This is a genomic window from Streptomyces sp. NPDC088387 (assembly GCF_044753385.1).
Taxonomy (GTDB): Bacteria; Actinomycetota; Actinomycetes; order Streptomycetales; family Streptomycetaceae; genus Streptomyces.
In genome coordinates this window covers 12,543-29,212 of sequence record NZ_JBIVNC010000026.1, presented here as the reverse complement: position 1 = coordinate 29,212, position 16,670 = coordinate 12,543, and the positions used below count along the sequence as shown (strand labels likewise).

The 16,670-nt window shown below is 73.6% G+C and carries 9 protein-coding genes; 1 reads left to right on the top strand and 8 read right to left on the bottom strand.

Going from position 1 to position 16,670, the window contains the following annotated elements:
• Positions 1 to 16 precede the first annotated feature (16 nt).
• Both ACIQAC_RS39610 and ACIQAC_RS39605 read right to left on the bottom strand, forming a co-directional pair.
• Positions 17 to 814, bottom strand: coding sequence for an alpha/beta fold hydrolase (locus ACIQAC_RS39610; RefSeq protein WP_402200409.1), 798 nt, complete (start codon positions 812 to 814; stop codon positions 17 to 19).
• Positions 815 to 878: 64 nt separating this feature from the next.
• Entirely contained in the window at positions 879 to 2,159 is a 1,281-nt protein-coding gene (locus ACIQAC_RS39605; RefSeq protein ID WP_402200407.1) for an MFS transporter, read from the bottom strand.
• A 204-nt stretch (positions 2,160 to 2,363) separates the two neighbouring features.
• Between ACIQAC_RS39605 and ACIQAC_RS39600 the strand changes: the two genes are divergently transcribed.
• Positions 2,364 to 2,900 carry a TetR-like C-terminal domain-containing protein gene (locus ACIQAC_RS39600; RefSeq protein ID WP_402200406.1) on the top strand — a complete coding sequence of 179 codons (537 nt, stop codon included), beginning with the start codon at positions 2,364 to 2,366 and terminating at the stop codon, positions 2,898 to 2,900.
• A gap of 151 nt (positions 2,901 to 3,051) precedes the next feature.
• Here ACIQAC_RS39600 and ACIQAC_RS39595 read toward each other — a convergent pair whose 3' ends face one another.
• The 6 genes from ACIQAC_RS39595 to ACIQAC_RS39570 all read right to left on the bottom strand — a co-directional run bounded on the left by ACIQAC_RS39595 (position 3,052) and on the right by ACIQAC_RS39570 (position 16,533).
• Positions 3,052 to 3,579: a hypothetical protein gene (locus ACIQAC_RS39595; protein ID WP_402200404.1), complete on the bottom strand. Its 528-nt coding sequence runs from the start codon at positions 3,577 to 3,579 to the stop codon at positions 3,052 to 3,054.
• Between the two features lie 43 nt (positions 3,580 to 3,622).
• Complete coding sequence (locus ACIQAC_RS39590) at positions 3,623 to 5,632, bottom strand: hypothetical protein (RefSeq protein ID WP_402200403.1); 2,010 nt, start codon at positions 5,630 to 5,632, stop codon at positions 3,623 to 3,625.
• Positions 5,629 to 9,222 (bottom strand): DUF5682 family protein, encoded by a 3,594-nt coding sequence (locus ACIQAC_RS39585; protein WP_402200477.1) that lies wholly within the window; start codon positions 9,220 to 9,222, stop codon positions 5,629 to 5,631. Before ACIQAC_RS39585 ends, ACIQAC_RS39590 begins: the two co-directional genes overlap by 4 nt.
• A 38-nt stretch (positions 9,223 to 9,260) precedes the next feature.
• The gene (locus tag ACIQAC_RS39580) at positions 9,261 to 10,421 is read right to left on the bottom strand and encodes an AAA family ATPase (protein WP_402200401.1); all 1,161 of its coding nucleotides are present in this window, start codon (positions 10,419 to 10,421) and stop codon (positions 9,261 to 9,263) included.
• Positions 10,422 to 10,684: 263 nt separating this feature from the next.
• Positions 10,685 to 15,670 (bottom strand): DNA-binding protein, encoded by a 4,986-nt coding sequence (locus ACIQAC_RS39575; RefSeq protein WP_402200399.1) that lies wholly within the window; start codon positions 15,668 to 15,670, stop codon positions 10,685 to 10,687.
• Positions 15,667 to 16,533 carry a DUF4132 domain-containing protein gene (locus ACIQAC_RS39570; RefSeq protein WP_402200397.1) on the bottom strand — a complete coding sequence of 289 codons (867 nt, stop codon included), beginning with the start codon at positions 16,531 to 16,533 and terminating at the stop codon, positions 15,667 to 15,669. The genes ACIQAC_RS39575 and ACIQAC_RS39570 overlap by 4 nt, the downstream gene beginning before the upstream one ends.
• Positions 16,534 to 16,670: the final 137 nt, after the last annotated feature.

Genomic DNA, 16,670 nt, shown 5'->3' with positions numbered 1-16,670 from the left:
GGGCCCTACCCAGTGCCTACTTGGAGCCCAACACGCCAGTCAGAAGGCGCGCCGTGCCTTCGGGGGCCTCCACCTGGAAGTGGTGGCTGCCGAGGTCGATGAGGACGATGTCTACGCGGTCGCCGTAGCGTTCGATCGCTTCCCGGTCCGTGAGGGCCCGTACTGCGAAGACGGTGATCGGCTGCTTCGTCTCGCTCAGGGCCGCGTCCATGTCCCAGCGGGCCAGGCCGCAGATGGAGTGCAGGCCGGCAGGTTGCCGTACCGCGACCATCTTCTTGAAGTAGGCCTCCTTGAGGGCCTCGTCGGTTCCGGCGGGCGAACCTCCCTCAACCAGCCCCCGTACCCCTCCTTCGAAGTCCTGGCGGAAGAGATTCTCCATCGCCTCGATCTGCTCCGCACTCTGCTTGGGAAACAGGCCCAGGTAGTGCAGGGCGTCGAGGGCCACGATGTGCGACACCGTGTGGGGCAACTGCCGGCCGACCTCCACGGCAACCGCCCCGCCGAGGGAGTGCCCGGCGACGACGGCCGACTCCACCGACTCCGCTTCCAGGACGGCGGCTACGTCGCGACCGAACTCCTCGATCGTCCAGACGTTTCGCGTCGACCGCGACTCGCCGTGCTCAGCGAGGTCAACGGCGATGACCCGAACGTCGTCAGGAAGGTGATCGGTGATCTCGTCGAAGTCCGTCCGATCCACGCCCCATCCATGGATGAGCGCCAGCGTTGTTCCCGAGGCCGGGCCACTGACCGTGTATCTGATGGTCGTGCGGTCGTCCCGCTGGGCCTCAAGGTGCTTCTTTTCCCTGGTCTTCATGGTCTCTCCTTGTCAGAGGTGGTGAAAGGCCTTGTTGGTTGGCGTGTGGATATTGCTGGGCGGCTCAACCGCATGGGGCGACCTGCGCGGATGCGCATGCGCGGCGCTCTCCGCGTACCTGGTTCAGACGCAGTGCCAGGGCCGAGAAAGTGATCACCACGATGGCGATCGCGTAGATCCCCGATGCCGTCCTCAGTCCGACGGTGGTGACGGCGATTCCCCCGAGCACGGCGGGAACGCTGTTACCCAGGTAGTTGATGACGTTCGCCAGGGCGAACACGGCGCCGCGCTCATGTGGCTTGGCGACGCGCGCCAGGGTCCCGAAGCCGGCCAGCACCGAGGCGCCGAAGCCGATGCCGGAGACGACCGTGCCGACCGCGGCAAGCCAGGCGAGGTCCTGTGCCACCCCGGTGAGTGAGATCAGCGTGCCGATCCCGAGCAGTGCGGCCGACGGGGCCAACAAGGCCGAGGCAGGCCGGGAGCGGAGCAGGGTGATGGAGACCGCTCCGGTGCCCGCCAGGAGCGTCACGACGACGCCGCCGATCAGATGGCTGTGCAGCCCCAGCAACTGGGCGGCGACGGACGGGCCGAGGGAGAGGTACATGCCGGCGAGCGCCCAAGCCGCAATGCCCGCAGGCACTAGAGGCGCAAGGTCTGCGCGCAGATGGGCCGGCATCGCGACCCGCGGGCGCAAGGAGGCAACGGCACCCGGGCGACGCGGCGAGGTCTCGGGTGCCCGCGCGACCACGACCGCCGCGGCCGTCATTCCGGCGAGCAGCACCGCGTAGACCAACCGTGTTGGTGACGGCGCGAGTTCGACGAGCGTGCCACTGCCCAGTGCGCCGGCCGCGAGTCCGCTCAGCGGTGCGATGGAGGTGACGACCCCGGCCCGCCCGCGCACCGGCTCAAGGTCAACAAGCATGGCGCTCAGGGTCGTTGTCGCCGCCCCGGTCGCCACGCCCTGCAACACGCGGGCGGCGGACAGGACATACACGTTCCCCGCGACCAGAAAGAGGACCAGCGCGACCACTTCCAGAGCGATCGCGGCAGCAAGGACCGGTCGACGGCCGAGATGGTCCGACAGCGCTCCCACGGTCAGCAGCGAGGCCAGCAGGCCGAAGACGTACAGCGCGAAGACGACGGTCAGTGTCCACGCCGCGAAATGCCACTGCTCCTGATAGATCACATACAGCGGGGACGGGGCACTGGACGCGGCCAGAAAGAGGATGAACACCGCGGCCACGGCCGCGAAGGCGCCCTTGCCCGGCCCGCGGGGCGATGTGTCGGCGGACGTGGGCGTGGTCTTCAGGCCCTTCTCGGGGCCCGCGAATTCCAGACTGGACACAGCGGGACTCACCTCCTGAGGCAGCCGCCTCGCAGTGATCATTGCGTTAGCGGCTCGACGGTAACACAAACGCAGCGATCGATGCGATACAAAGGCAGTGATCAGTGCGATACTGGCCGTATGCCTGCCACGACATCCCCCCGCCGCACCGAAAGCCGGCCAGGCGGCCGTTCTGCCCGGGTGCGGGCGGCCGTCCATCAGGCCGTGAAGGACCTACTCACCGACGAAGCCGGTGAACTGACCATCCCGGTCGTGGCTTCGCGCGCCGGCGTGCACGCCACCACGGTCTACCGCCGCTGGGGCTCCATCGGTGAACTGCTCGCCGACGTCGCGACGAGCCGCTTCACCGGCGACATCGTGGTGCCGGACACCGGAACCCTCCGTGGCGACCTGGAGCGGTACGCGTCCGACCTGGCAAAAGATCTCTGCGACCCGGACACCCTCGCCCTGGTGCGCGCCACCATCGGCATAGGCGGAGAACAGGGCGCCGCCGCCTGCCGCGGCGAACGCCAGCAGCAACTCGAAGCCATCCTCGAACGCGAGCAGGCCAGGGGGCACGAGCCCCCGGCTCTGGAGCGGACCACGGACGCCGTACTCGCCCCGCTGTACTACCGGGCCGTCTTCACCAACGAGCCCCTCACCTCGGCTTGGGCCCACGGCCTTGTGTCGCACCTCCTGCCGACGGCCACGGCCACGGCCACCGCTGCGGCTACCGCTACGACTGCGGAAAGTCGGCCGTGAGGGACACCGGCTCCCACGCTTCGAGTCCGTCCCGTACGGCGGTCGGCCGAGAGGCCCTCCAGCGCGAACCTCGTGGCGTTGTAGACGCCCCACCCGGCGCCGGCGGCGACGAGACCGGTCTCCCGGGGTGACGGGTGAGCGGTACGGGCGTTTACAGGCGGTCACCCACGGCGGCCGGTTTCGGAGGGTGCGGCCCGCCGCCGTCCTTGGCGTCCTGGTCGCAGGTGCGGCCGTCGTATGACTGGTCGTTGGGGATCAGCAGTACTTCGGCGACCCGCCCGGGGTGCTCGACGGCGAGCCACTGGTCGCCCGTGTCGCTGCCGCCCGGGCCGAACGCCTCGTACGAGTAGACCGTCCGGCACCCCAGCGCCACCCGCTCCCCGTCGACCGCGCAGACGTCCAGTGCGGGGCCGGACATGTCGTCGGCGCCGTCGAAGCGGAAGCGGAAGTGGACCTGGTCACCCTCGGCGGGCACCTGCGGGTGGGGTTCAAGGCGCCAGTCGACCACCTCGGCGCTCACGTCGAGAACCTGCCTGTACGTGTTCTCGACCCGCACCCTGACTCCGGCCTCACCGCGCTCCGCGGTCGTGTCGGTGCAGCCCCAGGGGGTTGAGCAGCCGGACAGGGCGAGGACCACCAGCGCCAACGTGGTACCGGCAAGTGCGCGTGCGCCGAACACTCGGACGACCTCCAGTCAGCGGGAGCGGAGCAGTGTATGTGCCTTATGCCGCGGGAGCACCTCCCGCGCTGTCCGACGGCTGCCATGTCGCCCGGACCAGGGCCCGTTCGGTGCCGGCGAGGTAGACGGCCGCCGCGAGCCAGGCTCGTGCGTATCCGTTCGGGTCGGCCTCCTCGGTGCGGCCGAAGACATCGCGGCTCCGCCGGTCCGCCTCCGTGGTCAGCTCGGTCAACAGGTCCGCCGCCGTACGGAATCCGGCCCGGCGCAGAGCCGCGGCGATCCCGGCCCGGTCGCCGTCGCGCGCGGGCTGGGCGACGGCACGGCGGCCTCCCGACACGGCGACCTCGACCAGCCGCCGCAGCCGCCACAACGGCGCCTCCGCCACCGGGTCCGGCGGAACGAGCAGCAGCCCGGCCGTCTCCGACAGCGCCTCGGCGGGCGGCAGATGGACGCCTTCGAGGCGGTCGTAGCCCAGGTCGGCGTGGCCCAGCCACTCCTCCGGCAGGCGCAGGGTCGTGGCGCTGTCGTCCGGCAACGGGCCTACGGCCAGGGGTCGGAGTGTCGCCGCGCGGTCGGGATCCGCACGGCCGACGACGCGCAGCCGCAGACCGGGACGGGACGCCAGCCGGCGCAGGTTCGCGGTGTGTGCCAGGTCGGGGTGGCCATGGGCCGGCAGCAACCGGATCAGCAGACCGCTCCCGTCGGACCGGTCGTCCTCGTGCGCCCGGCCACTCCGGTCCGGCCGGGCGGGCGGCAACTCCCTTGCGAGTACGTGGTCGTTGAGCGCTCCGACGATGACCAGATCGCAGCCGATCAGCTCGCCGGTCGACTGGCCCGCCAACTCCGGGTCGCTCACCGGAGTGTTCCCGAGCCGGTCGCCCACGGACTCGGCGAGCGGTCGGGCGAACAGGGCCGCCAAGGGACCCGACGTCCATGACCGGCCCGCGACCGGGGTCGCCCGGACCCCCTTGCCCGCTCCGAGACGGCCGTCCGACGACAGGGTCGCCCCCGAGATCAGCAGCCCGCCGCGCGAGAGCTGGGCGTGATCGAGAGTGCCCGAGCCCAGCGCCACGGTGGCCTTCGCGGCACCGCGCGCCCGGCCCGCACCACCCGGCTTGACGTCCGGGACGCTGAACCACCGGCCGTCGTCGGAGACGACATGTGTGACCACCCCGCCGAACCCGGTGGCCGAGATCACCGGCTCCCGGCACACCCCGTGGACGCGCAGCGCGCCCTCCGGGCGGTAGGTACGGCGGGCCGACCCGATCCATGCCGGGTCGGGTACCTCGGTGGTCAACAGGGCTGTGGTCAGGAGGAGTTCGCGCAGGTTGTCCACCAGGTCGGCCAGCCGGTGGCCGTCGTGGCGGGAGCGGGCGCCCCGCAGTCCCCTGACCACCCTCAGAGCCGCGCCCTCCGCGCGGTGCAGCCCGGCCAGCCGCGCCGAGTGCGAGGCCCGCAGCAACTCCGCCTGCGCCACCGCTCCCGCCGCGGGCACCCCGGCCGCCAGCACCGCCGCCGCGGCGGCCCACAGGGCGCGGGCGGCGACCAGTTGTGCGTCCGTGAGCTCCGTACGCGACGAGGTGCCGACGGTGTCAGGTCCTGGCGTGGCCGTCGGCGAAGCCCCCGCCGTCCCGGTCGCCGCCTGCCTGCCGGGCGGTGCCTGCGGTTCTGGTACGGCGTCCCCGTCGGCCACCGCTGCCCCGTCGGCCACCGCGGCCCCGACAGTCACCGTGCCAGGGTCGGCCCCCGCACCCGTGTCCGGGTCGGCCACCGGGCACGCGCTCAGTAGGGCGGCCCGGTGGAGGCATCTGGGTGCCAACAGGCAGCTGCACACTGCCTGTTCGGCCTCCGTGACCGCTCCGGAAGGACCCACGGTGAGAACGACCTCCGCGTCCTCACCGCACCGGACCCGCAGCTCGGTGCCCTCCACAACGACGGGCACGGCCGCGTACGTCTCCACGGCGGCGTCCAGCTTCTTGCTCAGCCGGGACGTCAGACCCGCCACGGCGGCAGCGGTCACCTCGGGTGCGACCGGGGGCAGTTCGGGGCTCATCGGGACTCTCCGCGGAGGCGATCGCCCACCCAGCGGGCGAGGGCGAGAGGACTGAGGGCGGCGACGGGCATACCGGCCGCGACCAACTGCTGGGCGACGGGCACGGAGTAGCGCGGGCTGCCGCTGTCGTCCAGCGCGGCGCAGCCCATCAGATGCACCCCCGAACCCGCCAGGGCCCGTACCTCGCCGAGGAGCCCGCCGAGCGGGTAACCCTCCTCGAAGTCGCTCACCACGACCACAAGGGTCCGGCTGGGCACGGTCACCAGGGAGCGGGCGTGGGCCAGTCCGGCCGCGATATGGGTGCCGCCGCCCACACGCACCTCCAGCAGCAGCGACAACGGGTCGTCGACCCGGTCCGTCAGATCGATCACGTCCGTCGAGAACGCCAGGAAGTGCGTGCTGAGCGTGGGCACTCCGCCGAGCACGGCCGCGGTCAGCGCCGACCAGATCACGGAGGCCTCCATGGATCCGGAGACGTCGACCACCAGGACCAGCCGCCAGTCCGCCTCCTTGCGGGAGCGGGTGCTGAACACCGGCCGTTCCGGGACCACCAGGGTGCTGCCGTCGGCCTGCTTGCGGGCGTGGACGAGGTTGGCCCGCAGGGTGCGCGGCAGGTCGATCCGGCCTCCCGGACGCCGGGTCGGGCGCGGAGTGGCGAGACCGGTCAGCGCCGGACGCATCCGGGTGGCGAGCTCCTTGGCGAGTTCGTCGACCAGGCGGCGTACCAGCGGGCGCAGCCGGGCGAGTTGCTGCTCCGGCATCCCACCGGCCAGAGACAGCACGGACGTCAGCAGATCGACCGACGGACGGACCGCGTCGGGGTCGAGCTCGGCCAGCACGTCGTTGCGCCCCAGGTCGGCCGCGCGTGCCAGAACCTCCTCGCGCACCTCCGCGCCGAACAGTGCCTGGAGTTCCTCGGCCCACTCGCGAGCCGTCGGAAAGGAGCCTTCCTGTCCGCCACCGCGACCGCCCTCCTGGCCCAGGTCCGAGGAGCCCTCCCCGCGGCCCCTGCCGTACAGCTCGTCGAGCGCGTGCGCGTAACGGCGGGCGTTCGGGGGCAGTTGCTCGTGTTCCCTGCCGAGCAGCAGCCGCCACCGGTCCGTCACGGACAGCAGGCGCGGTACGCCGTCCTGGGGCGCGTCGGCCGCGGACGTGCGCGGGATCGGAGCGGGGGTGGCGTCGGGAGCCGGTGGCGCGGTCGGCCGGGGTGTTGGCCGTAGGGCGTCCGCCGCCGAACGGCCGGCCTCGTCCGCCGCCGTCCACAGGGCCAGCATCTGCGGGGAAGCGCCCAGCGCGAGGTCGAGACGGTCGCCCAGCCGTTCCGTCACCGTGTGCAGCAGCCGGTCGCGGCCTGCCGGGGTGAGTGTGTCGAAGCCACCGCGCAGCGCGGGCAGCCGGTCCAGGAAACCCCGGTCGTCGAGCGAGTCGATCCGGTCGAGCAGCGGGTCGAGCGCGGTCGGCGCCGACTGGAGCAGCGGCGCGGCCCCGGTCAGCAGCCCGGTGAGCCGGCGCGCCAGCGCACGCCGTGCGTCGGGCCCGGTGGCCGTGTCGATCCACCCGGCGGCCCTCGCCCCGAGCGTCTCGGCGCCCTCCAGGTCGAACAGCACGCGGCACGCGAGGGCGGCACCCTGCATGAGCGGGGAGGCGGTGTCCGCGAGACCGGTCAGGGCCTCGTCCATCCGCAGCCCCAGGCGGAGTTCACCGGCGCGTGAGGCCAGGGCGACCAGCGCGGCGGCCTCCTCCGGGTCGTCGCTGCCGGCCAGCCCGGGCAGCGAACGTACCGCCGACTCCAGCAGGTCGGCGGCGAGCGCACCCGCCGTCTGTCTGCCCGCGGGTGTTGTGCCGGGCAGATGCCCCCGGAGCAGCGCCTCCAGCAGATCGAGTCCGGTGAGGATCTCGGGGACCGTCGCGGACGCGGGCAGTACCTCGGCGGCCTCGGCCAGCCGCTGGGCGACCAGCGTGGGCAGATCGCAGCGCGCGGCGTCCCGAAGCCCGGTCAGGACGAGGGCGCAGGTGGGGCCGCCGTCCGCCGCCTCCCTGCGGAAGGTCTCCCGCAGCGTGCCCTCCGCCGCCAGCGCGGGGGTCACACCGCGCACCCCGGCCAGGTCCAGCCGGACCGGCACGGAGGGCACCCACGCGAGCCGCCACCGCGAGGAGAGCGCGGCGGCGTCACCCGTACCGGCCACCGCCACCGGCTCGCCGTATCCCACCCCGCACACCTCCAGCCGGCGCAGGAGGATCTCGCGGCGGTGGTCGAGGGCCGAACGCAGCGGGTCGAGACGAAGCTCGCGCGGCGCGGGATCGTCCGGGCCCGGCAGCCGCAGCGCGGCGAGTTCGGCCTCGACGGACGGGCCGAGGCCGGAACGCGGTGTGCCCGGCGCGACCCGGCCGCGCTCGGTGCCCACGAGGACCACTTCCAGGGCGCGTGCCAGGGCCCGGCCCCGGCCGAGCGGTTCGCCCTGACCCATCACGGCCGTCAGGGCTTCGAGGACCTCGCTTCGGCCAGGTGCCGGGAGCCCGCGCAACCGGGCCAGGTCGCAGGCCACGCGCAGCGTCTCACGCGCCTCGCCCGTCCCCGCCGTGTGCCCGGCCTCCCGCAGCTCCCGGCACACCCCCGTGATCGCCCTGGCCGCCGCGTCGTGCAGCAGATCCGGGTCACCCCCGGCGCCGAACACCGCCTGCTGCCAGCGCGGATCGCGGATACCCGCCGGATAGCCGGACCGGGAGTCGAGCAGATCGAACGCGTACGGGACGAGGGAGGTGACGATCGGAGAGGGGTCCGTCGCCAGTGCCGCTCCCGCCGATTCCGTACTCCCCGCCGCCGGCTCTACGGTCGTGGAGTCGCCCGGCATCCCGTACCGCGCCGCTCCGTCGGCCAGCGCCGGGGCGTGGAAGGCGCCGATCACCGCCGCCACCCGGCGTCCACCGGCCGCCGCGACGGCGATCGTGCCCCGCATGTGTGCCTCACGCGCCAGGTCCACGGCGGACACACCGCCGGACGACGCGGCGTCCTGACGCAGCGCCCAGCCGACGCCCAGCGCGGCCCGGCGCAGCGCCTCGGGGGCGCACCCCGGGGCCCGCACCTCCACACTGCGGTCCCACAGGTCGTCCCCGTCACGGCCGGTCCCGGCGGCGGTGAGCGCCTGCGCGAAGGACGTGGGAGCGGGCCGGCCGACGACCCCGGTGGCCGCCTCGCGAGGTTCACCGGCCGTATCGGCGTCCTCGGTGCCCCAGCGCGTGTCGCCCATCGGCAGATCGCAGCAGAGGACCTCCACACCCCGCTCCCGCGCCCAGCGGACGGCGGCGAGTTCGGGCGAGAAGTCGGCGAACGGGTAGAAGCCGAGCCGCCCGCCCTGTCCGGCGCCCGCCAGCGCGACCGGCGCGATGGTGCCGGGCGCGCCGAGATGGGCCAGCCACGGCTGGAAGTCGGCGGGCAGCTCCACGCACACCACCTCGGCGCCCGCCGCGTCCAGCAGGGCCGGTACGGCCGCGGCCAGCGCGGGGCTGTGGTGCCGTACACCCAGCAGATACGGCACCGTGGAGTCGGCGAGGGCGTCGAGCGCCACCCGCGGGTCCTCCGAGACCGGCACACCCGGGTCCTGCGTCACATACGGGTCCTGAGCGAGCGTCACCGAAGGTTCTCCCGCAGATCCCACAGGCGGCGCCAGGTCGCCGAACCGTCCTCGGCGCGGCGGCGCACCGGCCCGTCCCAGTAACCCAGCAGGCGAGCGTGGTCGCTGGGGTCGTCCTTGCGGACCACACCCAGGAGATGACCGGGGACCAGGTCGAGGCTGTCCCCGGCGGGCAGATACGCGGCGGCCACTCCGAGGGAGACGGCGACCTGCACCGCCTCCGCGGTGGACATCACCGTGCCGGGGCGCTCCACGTCCCAGCCCTCCGCCGAACGCCCGGCCCGCAGATCCCGGAAGACGGTCACCAGGACGTCGAGCACCGCGTCGTCCACGTCGAAGGCCGCGCCCGCCCGCTCGACGGCCGTGACCGCCTGCCGCCTGACGAGCGCGGTCTCGGCCTCGACGTCCGAGATCGGGTGCACCGTCTCGAAGTTGAAGCGGCGCTTGAGCGCGGCGGACATCTCCGACACACCGCGGTCGCGCAGGTTGGCGGTGGCGATGACGGTGAACCCGGGGGCCGCGGCGACCTGCGCGTCGTCCGTGCCGGACAGCTCCGGCACACTCATCCGGCGGTCGGAGAGGATCGACACGAGCGCGTCCTGCACCTCGGGCAGACAGCGGGTGATCTCCTCGACCCGCGCCACCTTTCCGGAGCGCATCGCACTGAGGACGGGGGAGTCCACCAGGGCCTGGGGAGTGGGTCCCTGGGCGAGCAGGAGTGCGTAGTTCCAGCCGTAGCGCAGGGCATCCTCGGTGGTGCCCGCGGTGCCCTGCACGGTCAGTGCGCTGGTGCCGCAGACCGCCGCCGACAGCAGCTCCGAGAGCATCGACTTGGCCGTACCCGGCTCACCCACCAGCAGCAGGCCACGTTCGCCCGCGAGGGTCACCACACACCTTTCCACCAGGGCGCGTTCGCCGATGAACTTGGGGGTGATGACGAGTTCGCGGGGCAGGGTCTCGTGGGGCTTGGACAGCTTCAGGGCGTCGCCCGCGCTGCCGCAGATGAAGGTGATGACGGCTCGGGGTGTCAGCAGCCAGCCGGGGGGACGCGGGCCCTCGTCATGGGCGGCGAGGAAGGCGAGTTCGGTGGCGTGGTGCTCTTCGGCGGGCAGCGACTGCCGGGGCGGAAGGGCCGTCGCCGTGTTGGTCTCGGGCATGGATGTCCTTGATGTCCTTGCTGGGTCGGTCTGGTCGGCGTCGAGGATCGGTTTGATCACCGACGCGGGGGAGTGGTGAGGGTGGCGCCGGGTGCCGGGTGCCGGGTGCCGGGTGCCAGGTGCCAGGTGCCAGGTGCCAGGAGTCGGCATCGGAAGCCGGGAGCCGGAGGTCGGTATCGGGGAGAGCCGGAAGCCGGGGTCAGGGAGTGGGGGCCGGGGCGGGGGCACCGGTGTTGTCCGATGCCCCCTCCGAGACCGTCCCCTCAGCGGCGGCGGCCCCGCCGTACCTTCAGCTCCTCGAACCGCGGCGCGTCCCCGTCGAGGACCCGCTGCCAGGCCCTGCGGTAGAGGTCGGCGACCGGTTCCGTCGGCACGATCAGGCCGAACGACGCGTGTTCGCCGTGGACCACGTCGAACAGCGGCAGCTTCCAGCGCTCCAACGGGACCCGTGGCGCCGGCTGTTCGGCCCAGCCGCCGGGCAGGAACAAGGAGCGGCCCGCCCTGGTCCGGGTGGCGCCGACGACGAGGTCGGTGGCGGCCAGTTCGGCACGGGCCGCCTTGAGACGGGCCGGCTTCCACCCCGTCCACCTGGCGGTGGAGCGGTCGGTCGGGTCGGGCATGGCGAGCAGCATCAGATACAGCGTCGCCGCGTCCTCGCCGAGGCCGTACTCCTTGGCCGCCGCGGTGACCAGGTCGGGTACGGAGCGGCCCGGGTCCTGCGGCCACCAGGTGCCGTCCTTGCCCCGCTCGCCCACGATCGGCTCACCGGGGTCGGCGAGCAGGGCCGCGAAACGGGGGTCGCGCACCAACCGCAGGGCGACCTCGGCCGCGTACGGGTGGTCGTCGACCCGCGTGGCGGGCAGATGCGGGTCCTGGCCGGTCTCGTCGAGGAGGTCGACGCGGATGCCCGGGGCGGGCTGGTCGTCATGGGTGGCGAGGACCACGGCGCCGTAGCGCTCGAAGCCCGGGCCGGTCTCGGTCGGCGCACCCGCCGCCTTCCGGAACGCGGGGAGGCTGATGTAGCGGCCGAGGTCGAGCATGAGGCCCGGCGCAGCCAGCCGTGACCGCACCGCGGTGAGCGCGGGCGGCAGCGCGGCGCGGATCGGGTCGCCCGCGGGCAGCCGGTGGGCGAGCCAGGCCGCGAGCGCCACCGTGCCGACCAGGGTGTCGGTGGTGAACCCGGCCGTGTCGTCGCCGACGGGCCGTACCCGGTCGCCGTTGACCTCCCAGCGCAGATCCCGGCTGAGCTGCGGAGCACCCGTCGGGTCCAGCAGCGCGGGCAGGGCTTCCCGTACGCTCCACGCCGAGCGCTTGAGGGCGCGGACGGCGTCGCCGAGCAGTTCCTCGGGCAGTGCGGGACGCCTGCCGAGCCGCGCGTTCCAGACGGCGGCACCCGCGGCCACGTCCGGGCCCTCGGTCCACAGCTGCGCCGGATCGGCGGGCAGCAGCGCGGCCACGACGGCGGCGCGCACGGCGGCGTCGATGCCCCGCAGTTCGTCCTTGGCGACCGCCGCGGGGGCGGCCTTCACCCCGATGGCGTTACGGGCCTCGGTGGTGAGGAACATCCGCTCGTAGGCGTCGACTCCGGGCAGCCCGGCGACGACGAGCCGGGCCATGGTCTCGGTGGTGCCGGTCAGGCGCGCGAACTCCTCGGCGGCCTGCGGGAACCACGGCGCGGGACCGTGCTCGGCGAGCGCCGCGAGGAAGTCCCCCAGCGGGACCGGCCGTTCGCCCTGCCCGTCCTGGCCGCCGCGGCTGCCTCGGCCGCTCTGGCCACCCCGTTCACCTCGGCCGCCCTGGCCGATCGGGTCGCACGCCAGCATCTTGTAGGGCTCCGGCGCCGCGAACCGACCCGTGGGATCGTGGAAGAGACCAGCGAAGTCGCAGCCGTCGTCGCCCAAGGACGTGTGTCCGGTCACCGCGAGGAAGGCGCCGTCCGCCAGCGGCAGCAGCCCGCTCCAGGAGCCCTCCCGCCAGTCACCCGTCCCGACGCGCAGCAGGTGGGCGTCCACGTGCAGGCTCACCGCGCGCCAGTGGTCGGCCCCGGTGGACCCGCCCAGGCCCAACCGGTCCAACCCGGCGAGGAGTTGCCGTAGTGCCTCGCGGTGCTCGTCGGTGGTGGTGCCGGCGGCGGCCCGGTAGGCGAGGGCCGACGCGTGGGCGATGACCGTGGTCAACGCCGGTTGGCCGGAGGGCAGTTCGGGGCCGTCGAGGTGAAGTCGTCCGGCGGGCAGGTCCGCTGCCGTGTCGGTGGCCTCGGCGGCACGGGTCAGCACCCGCAGGGCGCGGAAGACGGTGTCGGCCCGGTCGTCGCGGCTCCACCAGTAGCCGCTCGACGCACCGAGACCGCTCATCGCGTCGCGCAGCAGACTGTCCGCCGGACCGGCCGGGCCCTCGTCCACCAGTCCGCCGTCCATGGCCTGGGTCAGCCGCGTCGCCGCCGCGTCCAGGACACTCTGCTGGCCCGCCGCGTAGCGCACGACCCCGGCGATGCCCTTGAGCAGGGCGGGGTGGGTGACGGGCAGCAGCGCGCGTATCGCGGCCGGCAGCGCCTCGGCGTCCTTGTCGCCGGCGGCCGCCAGCAGGGCCGCGGCGGTGTCGCGGTCGATACTCCGCAGCCCCGCGGAGCCTTCCGGGTCGCGCGGGGTCAGGCACTCCCAGTACTGCACCGGCGGCAGCAGCAGGGTGCCCTCGCCGAAGACGCCCGCCGTGCGGTCGGTCTTGCCCCAGGCGGTGACCACGCCGTCCGCGTCCACTAGGTCGAGCTGCCAGTTGTTGCGCACGACCGCGGTGGGCCGCTCTGCGCCGGGGAACATCACCAGCGTGTACGGAAGTCCGGCGTCGGCCGGGAGCGTGAGGGTGTGCCCCGCGAGATCCTCGACACGAGTGGAACCGTCCGGGAGCGTCAGCCTGCGCAGGCCCACGAGCCCGTCCACGGGCGCGGAGGCGGGAGCGGCACCGGACGTGGGGGAGGGGCGCAGCCGGCCGCCCGCGAAGGTACTGCCCTCCGGGGCGTCCCGCAGCGTGTCGGCGAGGAACGCGGGCCGGCTCATACGGCCGCGGTCACCGGTCGCCGGGTCGTACTCGTACCAGCCATGCGCCTCGCGGTCCTCGGAGTCCGCGTTCCACACCCAGTAGGAGGAGCCGTCGAAGAGGAGCGCCCGCTCCTCGGGCACGGTGGTGTCGCCGGGGTGCACGACTCCACGGCCGGTGGTCCGGCCCCCGCCCGGCAGCGGCAGGGTGATCGGGAGGTCGCCCTTGTACCAGTCCATCTCGGTGCCACGGGTGCCGTGTTCGCTCTCCAGCGCCTCGACGCGGTCGGCCCGGCCGTGCCAGTAGCCGCGCAGGCCGTTGCGGCTGTTCCAGTAGACGAGGAGTTCGCCGTCCACGTGGTGGAAGCCGGGGTCGCCGTGGTGGTCGTTGGCGGGGATGCGCAGATCATGGGTGAGCAGGGTGCCCTCGGCGCCGATCACCCGGGCCTGGGCCGCGCCGGCGACCACCAGATGGGGCCAGGCGTCGGCGACGACCAGATCCTCCACCTGTGCCTTCGGCACGAGGTCGGCCGCCGCCTCCTCCCAGGCGGGCCAGCCCAGTTCGTCGAAGAGACCGGCCCGCAGCGTGCGTACCAGCACGGGGGCGAGGTCGGTGGCGACGGCCTCGCGCACCTCGTCCTCGGCGAGCGCCAGCGCCTCGGCGGGCAGCCACTTCAGCCGGGCCAGCGCGTCCGGCAACTGCGGCAGACCGACCACGGTGAAACGCCTGACCACCGCGGCGACCCACCGGGCCAGCAGCGGACGGCCGCCGGGGGACACGGCCAGCAGACGGATGGCGTCCAGCGCCTGGTCATGGGCGCTGAAATGGTCGGCGCCCTTCAGGAAGGCGTTGTGGAACCGGGCGTCGGCGCCGAGGAACAGCAGGTCCCGGTGTCCCTCGCCCTGTGCCCACTGCGTCAGCGGCAGGGCGTCGTCCCGCTCCGGGGCGGCCACCGGGACGTCCAGGGACAGCAGCAGGTCGATCAGGTCGATGTCGTGCGTGATCCGCAACGCGCCGCCGGACGCCCGGAGTTCGTCCCGCAGGCGGTCCACGGCCCGCTCCACGAGCGGGTACAGCTCGGGCATCCGGGTCGAGCCACGCCAGGACCGGGCCCGCTCACGGAAGGTCAGGAAGCGGTCCAGCCAGCCCGCCGTACCGTCGCGCGGCCGCTCCTCCTCCGGCAGCGACGCGTCCCACAGACCGGCCGTGGCACCGGAGTCGTTCAGCACCTGGAGCCACAGCGCGGGCATCTCGTCGTCGTAGCTCGCCGGGATCATGTCCAGCAGGGTGCCGCGCACCCGCGGCTGCCGGGCGGCCAGCGCCACCAGCGCGGTCCGGTGGCCCTTCCACCAGCCGGCCGCGGCCCGCAGGGTGGCCGGCAGAGCGAGCAGCTCGGACAGGTACTCCTGCTCGGCGAGGTCGGCGTCCCGGCCCGCGGCCCGGGCCAGCTTGCGCAGATCGCCCGCCATCTGCGCGGACGGCGGCAGACCGCCCGCCGTGCGGCGCAGACACAGCCGGGTGAAGCGCCGCAGCGCCTCCTCGGCCGGCACCCGCGCGGCCAGTTCCCTGCCGTACGCGGACAGCACCTTCACCGGTAGCGCGCCGGCCAGCGCGAACTCCAGGAACACCGCGTCGAGCCGGTCCTCCTCGATGACCAGCCCGTGCTCCGCCTCGGCCTTACGGGCCCGGGTGAACAACTGGGCCGCGTACGTGGCGTTCTCCTCGGCGAGGAAGACCCGGCCCGCCTGCTCGTAGAAGGTCGGCAGGAAGTGCGGGACGGAGGCCGCCAGCCGCGCGCCGAGCTCCACATAGGCGTCCATGGCCGTCTTGGGCCGGGACTTCGCCTGCCGGGCCGCCCGCTCCAGGTCCGGCACCACACCGAGCGCGTGATGCCCGTCCTCGGGGTGGTGCACCAGCACCCACTCCGGGAAGCCCAGCGACTGGCGCATCCCCAGCCCCACCACGGCCGGTTCGCCGTCCGGCTCAAGGCCGAGGAATCCGGCGGCGAGGTCTTCCGCCGCGCCCAGCTCGCCGGCCACCAGCCGCACCACCACACGGTCGTCGAGCCCCGGGTGGCGGTAGCCGCGCGCCGTCAGCGGAACCGCCCGCTCGCCCGCGTCCCGTGTGTCCGCCGGCAGTACCGCGCCCGCCGCGAGCATGTCCTCGTACGACACCTGCGTGCCCTCCCGCGCCCCCACCTGATTCCCCCCGCTCATGCGTTCTTGCCCTCCTCGATGTCACGCCCGGCGTAGAGCGCCGCGGCCATCCGCATCCCCTCCGACCAGGCCACCGGGCCCACCTCGCGCAGCGGCAGGGCCCGGCCGTCCTGGTCCTGCCAGGAGAGGGCACCGGTCTCCACCGAGTCCTCCCAGTACGGCTCCCCGATCCACACGGAGGCCTCGACGGTGCGTCCGCCGTCGCGCACCCGGGCCGTCGCGTAGCCGCCCGAGACGCGGTAGCCCAGCGAACTGGCGCGCGCGGCGAGGGCGAAACGCGAGCGGAAGGAGCCGCCGGCGAACTCGCGTATCTCGGAGGCCTTCGGGTCGAGGTCGGCGGGGCGCGTCCACGTCGCCCGGTGGATCTGCTCGACGCGCTGCATGATGCCCAGCTCCGCCGCGAACTCACGGATGTCGTCGAGGTCCGGCAGCAGCACCGGGTGCGGCAGGGTCACCGTGCGCGGGGACAGCCGTACCGTCTCGCCGTCGAGGTTCACCACCCGCAGTTCGCCGTCCTCCGTGGTGCCCCGCAGGAAGCCGACCTCGTCCGGGTCGTCGCCGACCACGGCAAGGTCGCGCAGCGCCGACTGCCAGGCCTCGTCCGGCCACACGCGGGCCAGCAGCTCTGTGGGCACGGGCAGCGACGACACCATCCAGGCGTCCACCTGCGCGACACACCCCGCGGCATGCCGATCCAGCCATTCCGCGAACCGCCGCAGCCGGTCCACCTCCGGGTGGTCCTTGAGCGCGCGCGGCAGGGACTTCAACTGCCGTCCCGCCGCCCGTCCCGAGGTGGCACGCGCCGCCACCCGCCCCTCCACCAGGGCGACCTCATACCCGTCACCCGCCGACAGCCAACCCACGATCCCCGCCTCACGCATCAAGACAGCCAGAAGAAAGCACAGTTCAGCCGGGAACTCCCGGCATCGGTGCGACGACAAGCGGAACGTTAGCGGCGATCACTGACAATCGGCCGGGGAAGCTGTGGACGGACCGCCGG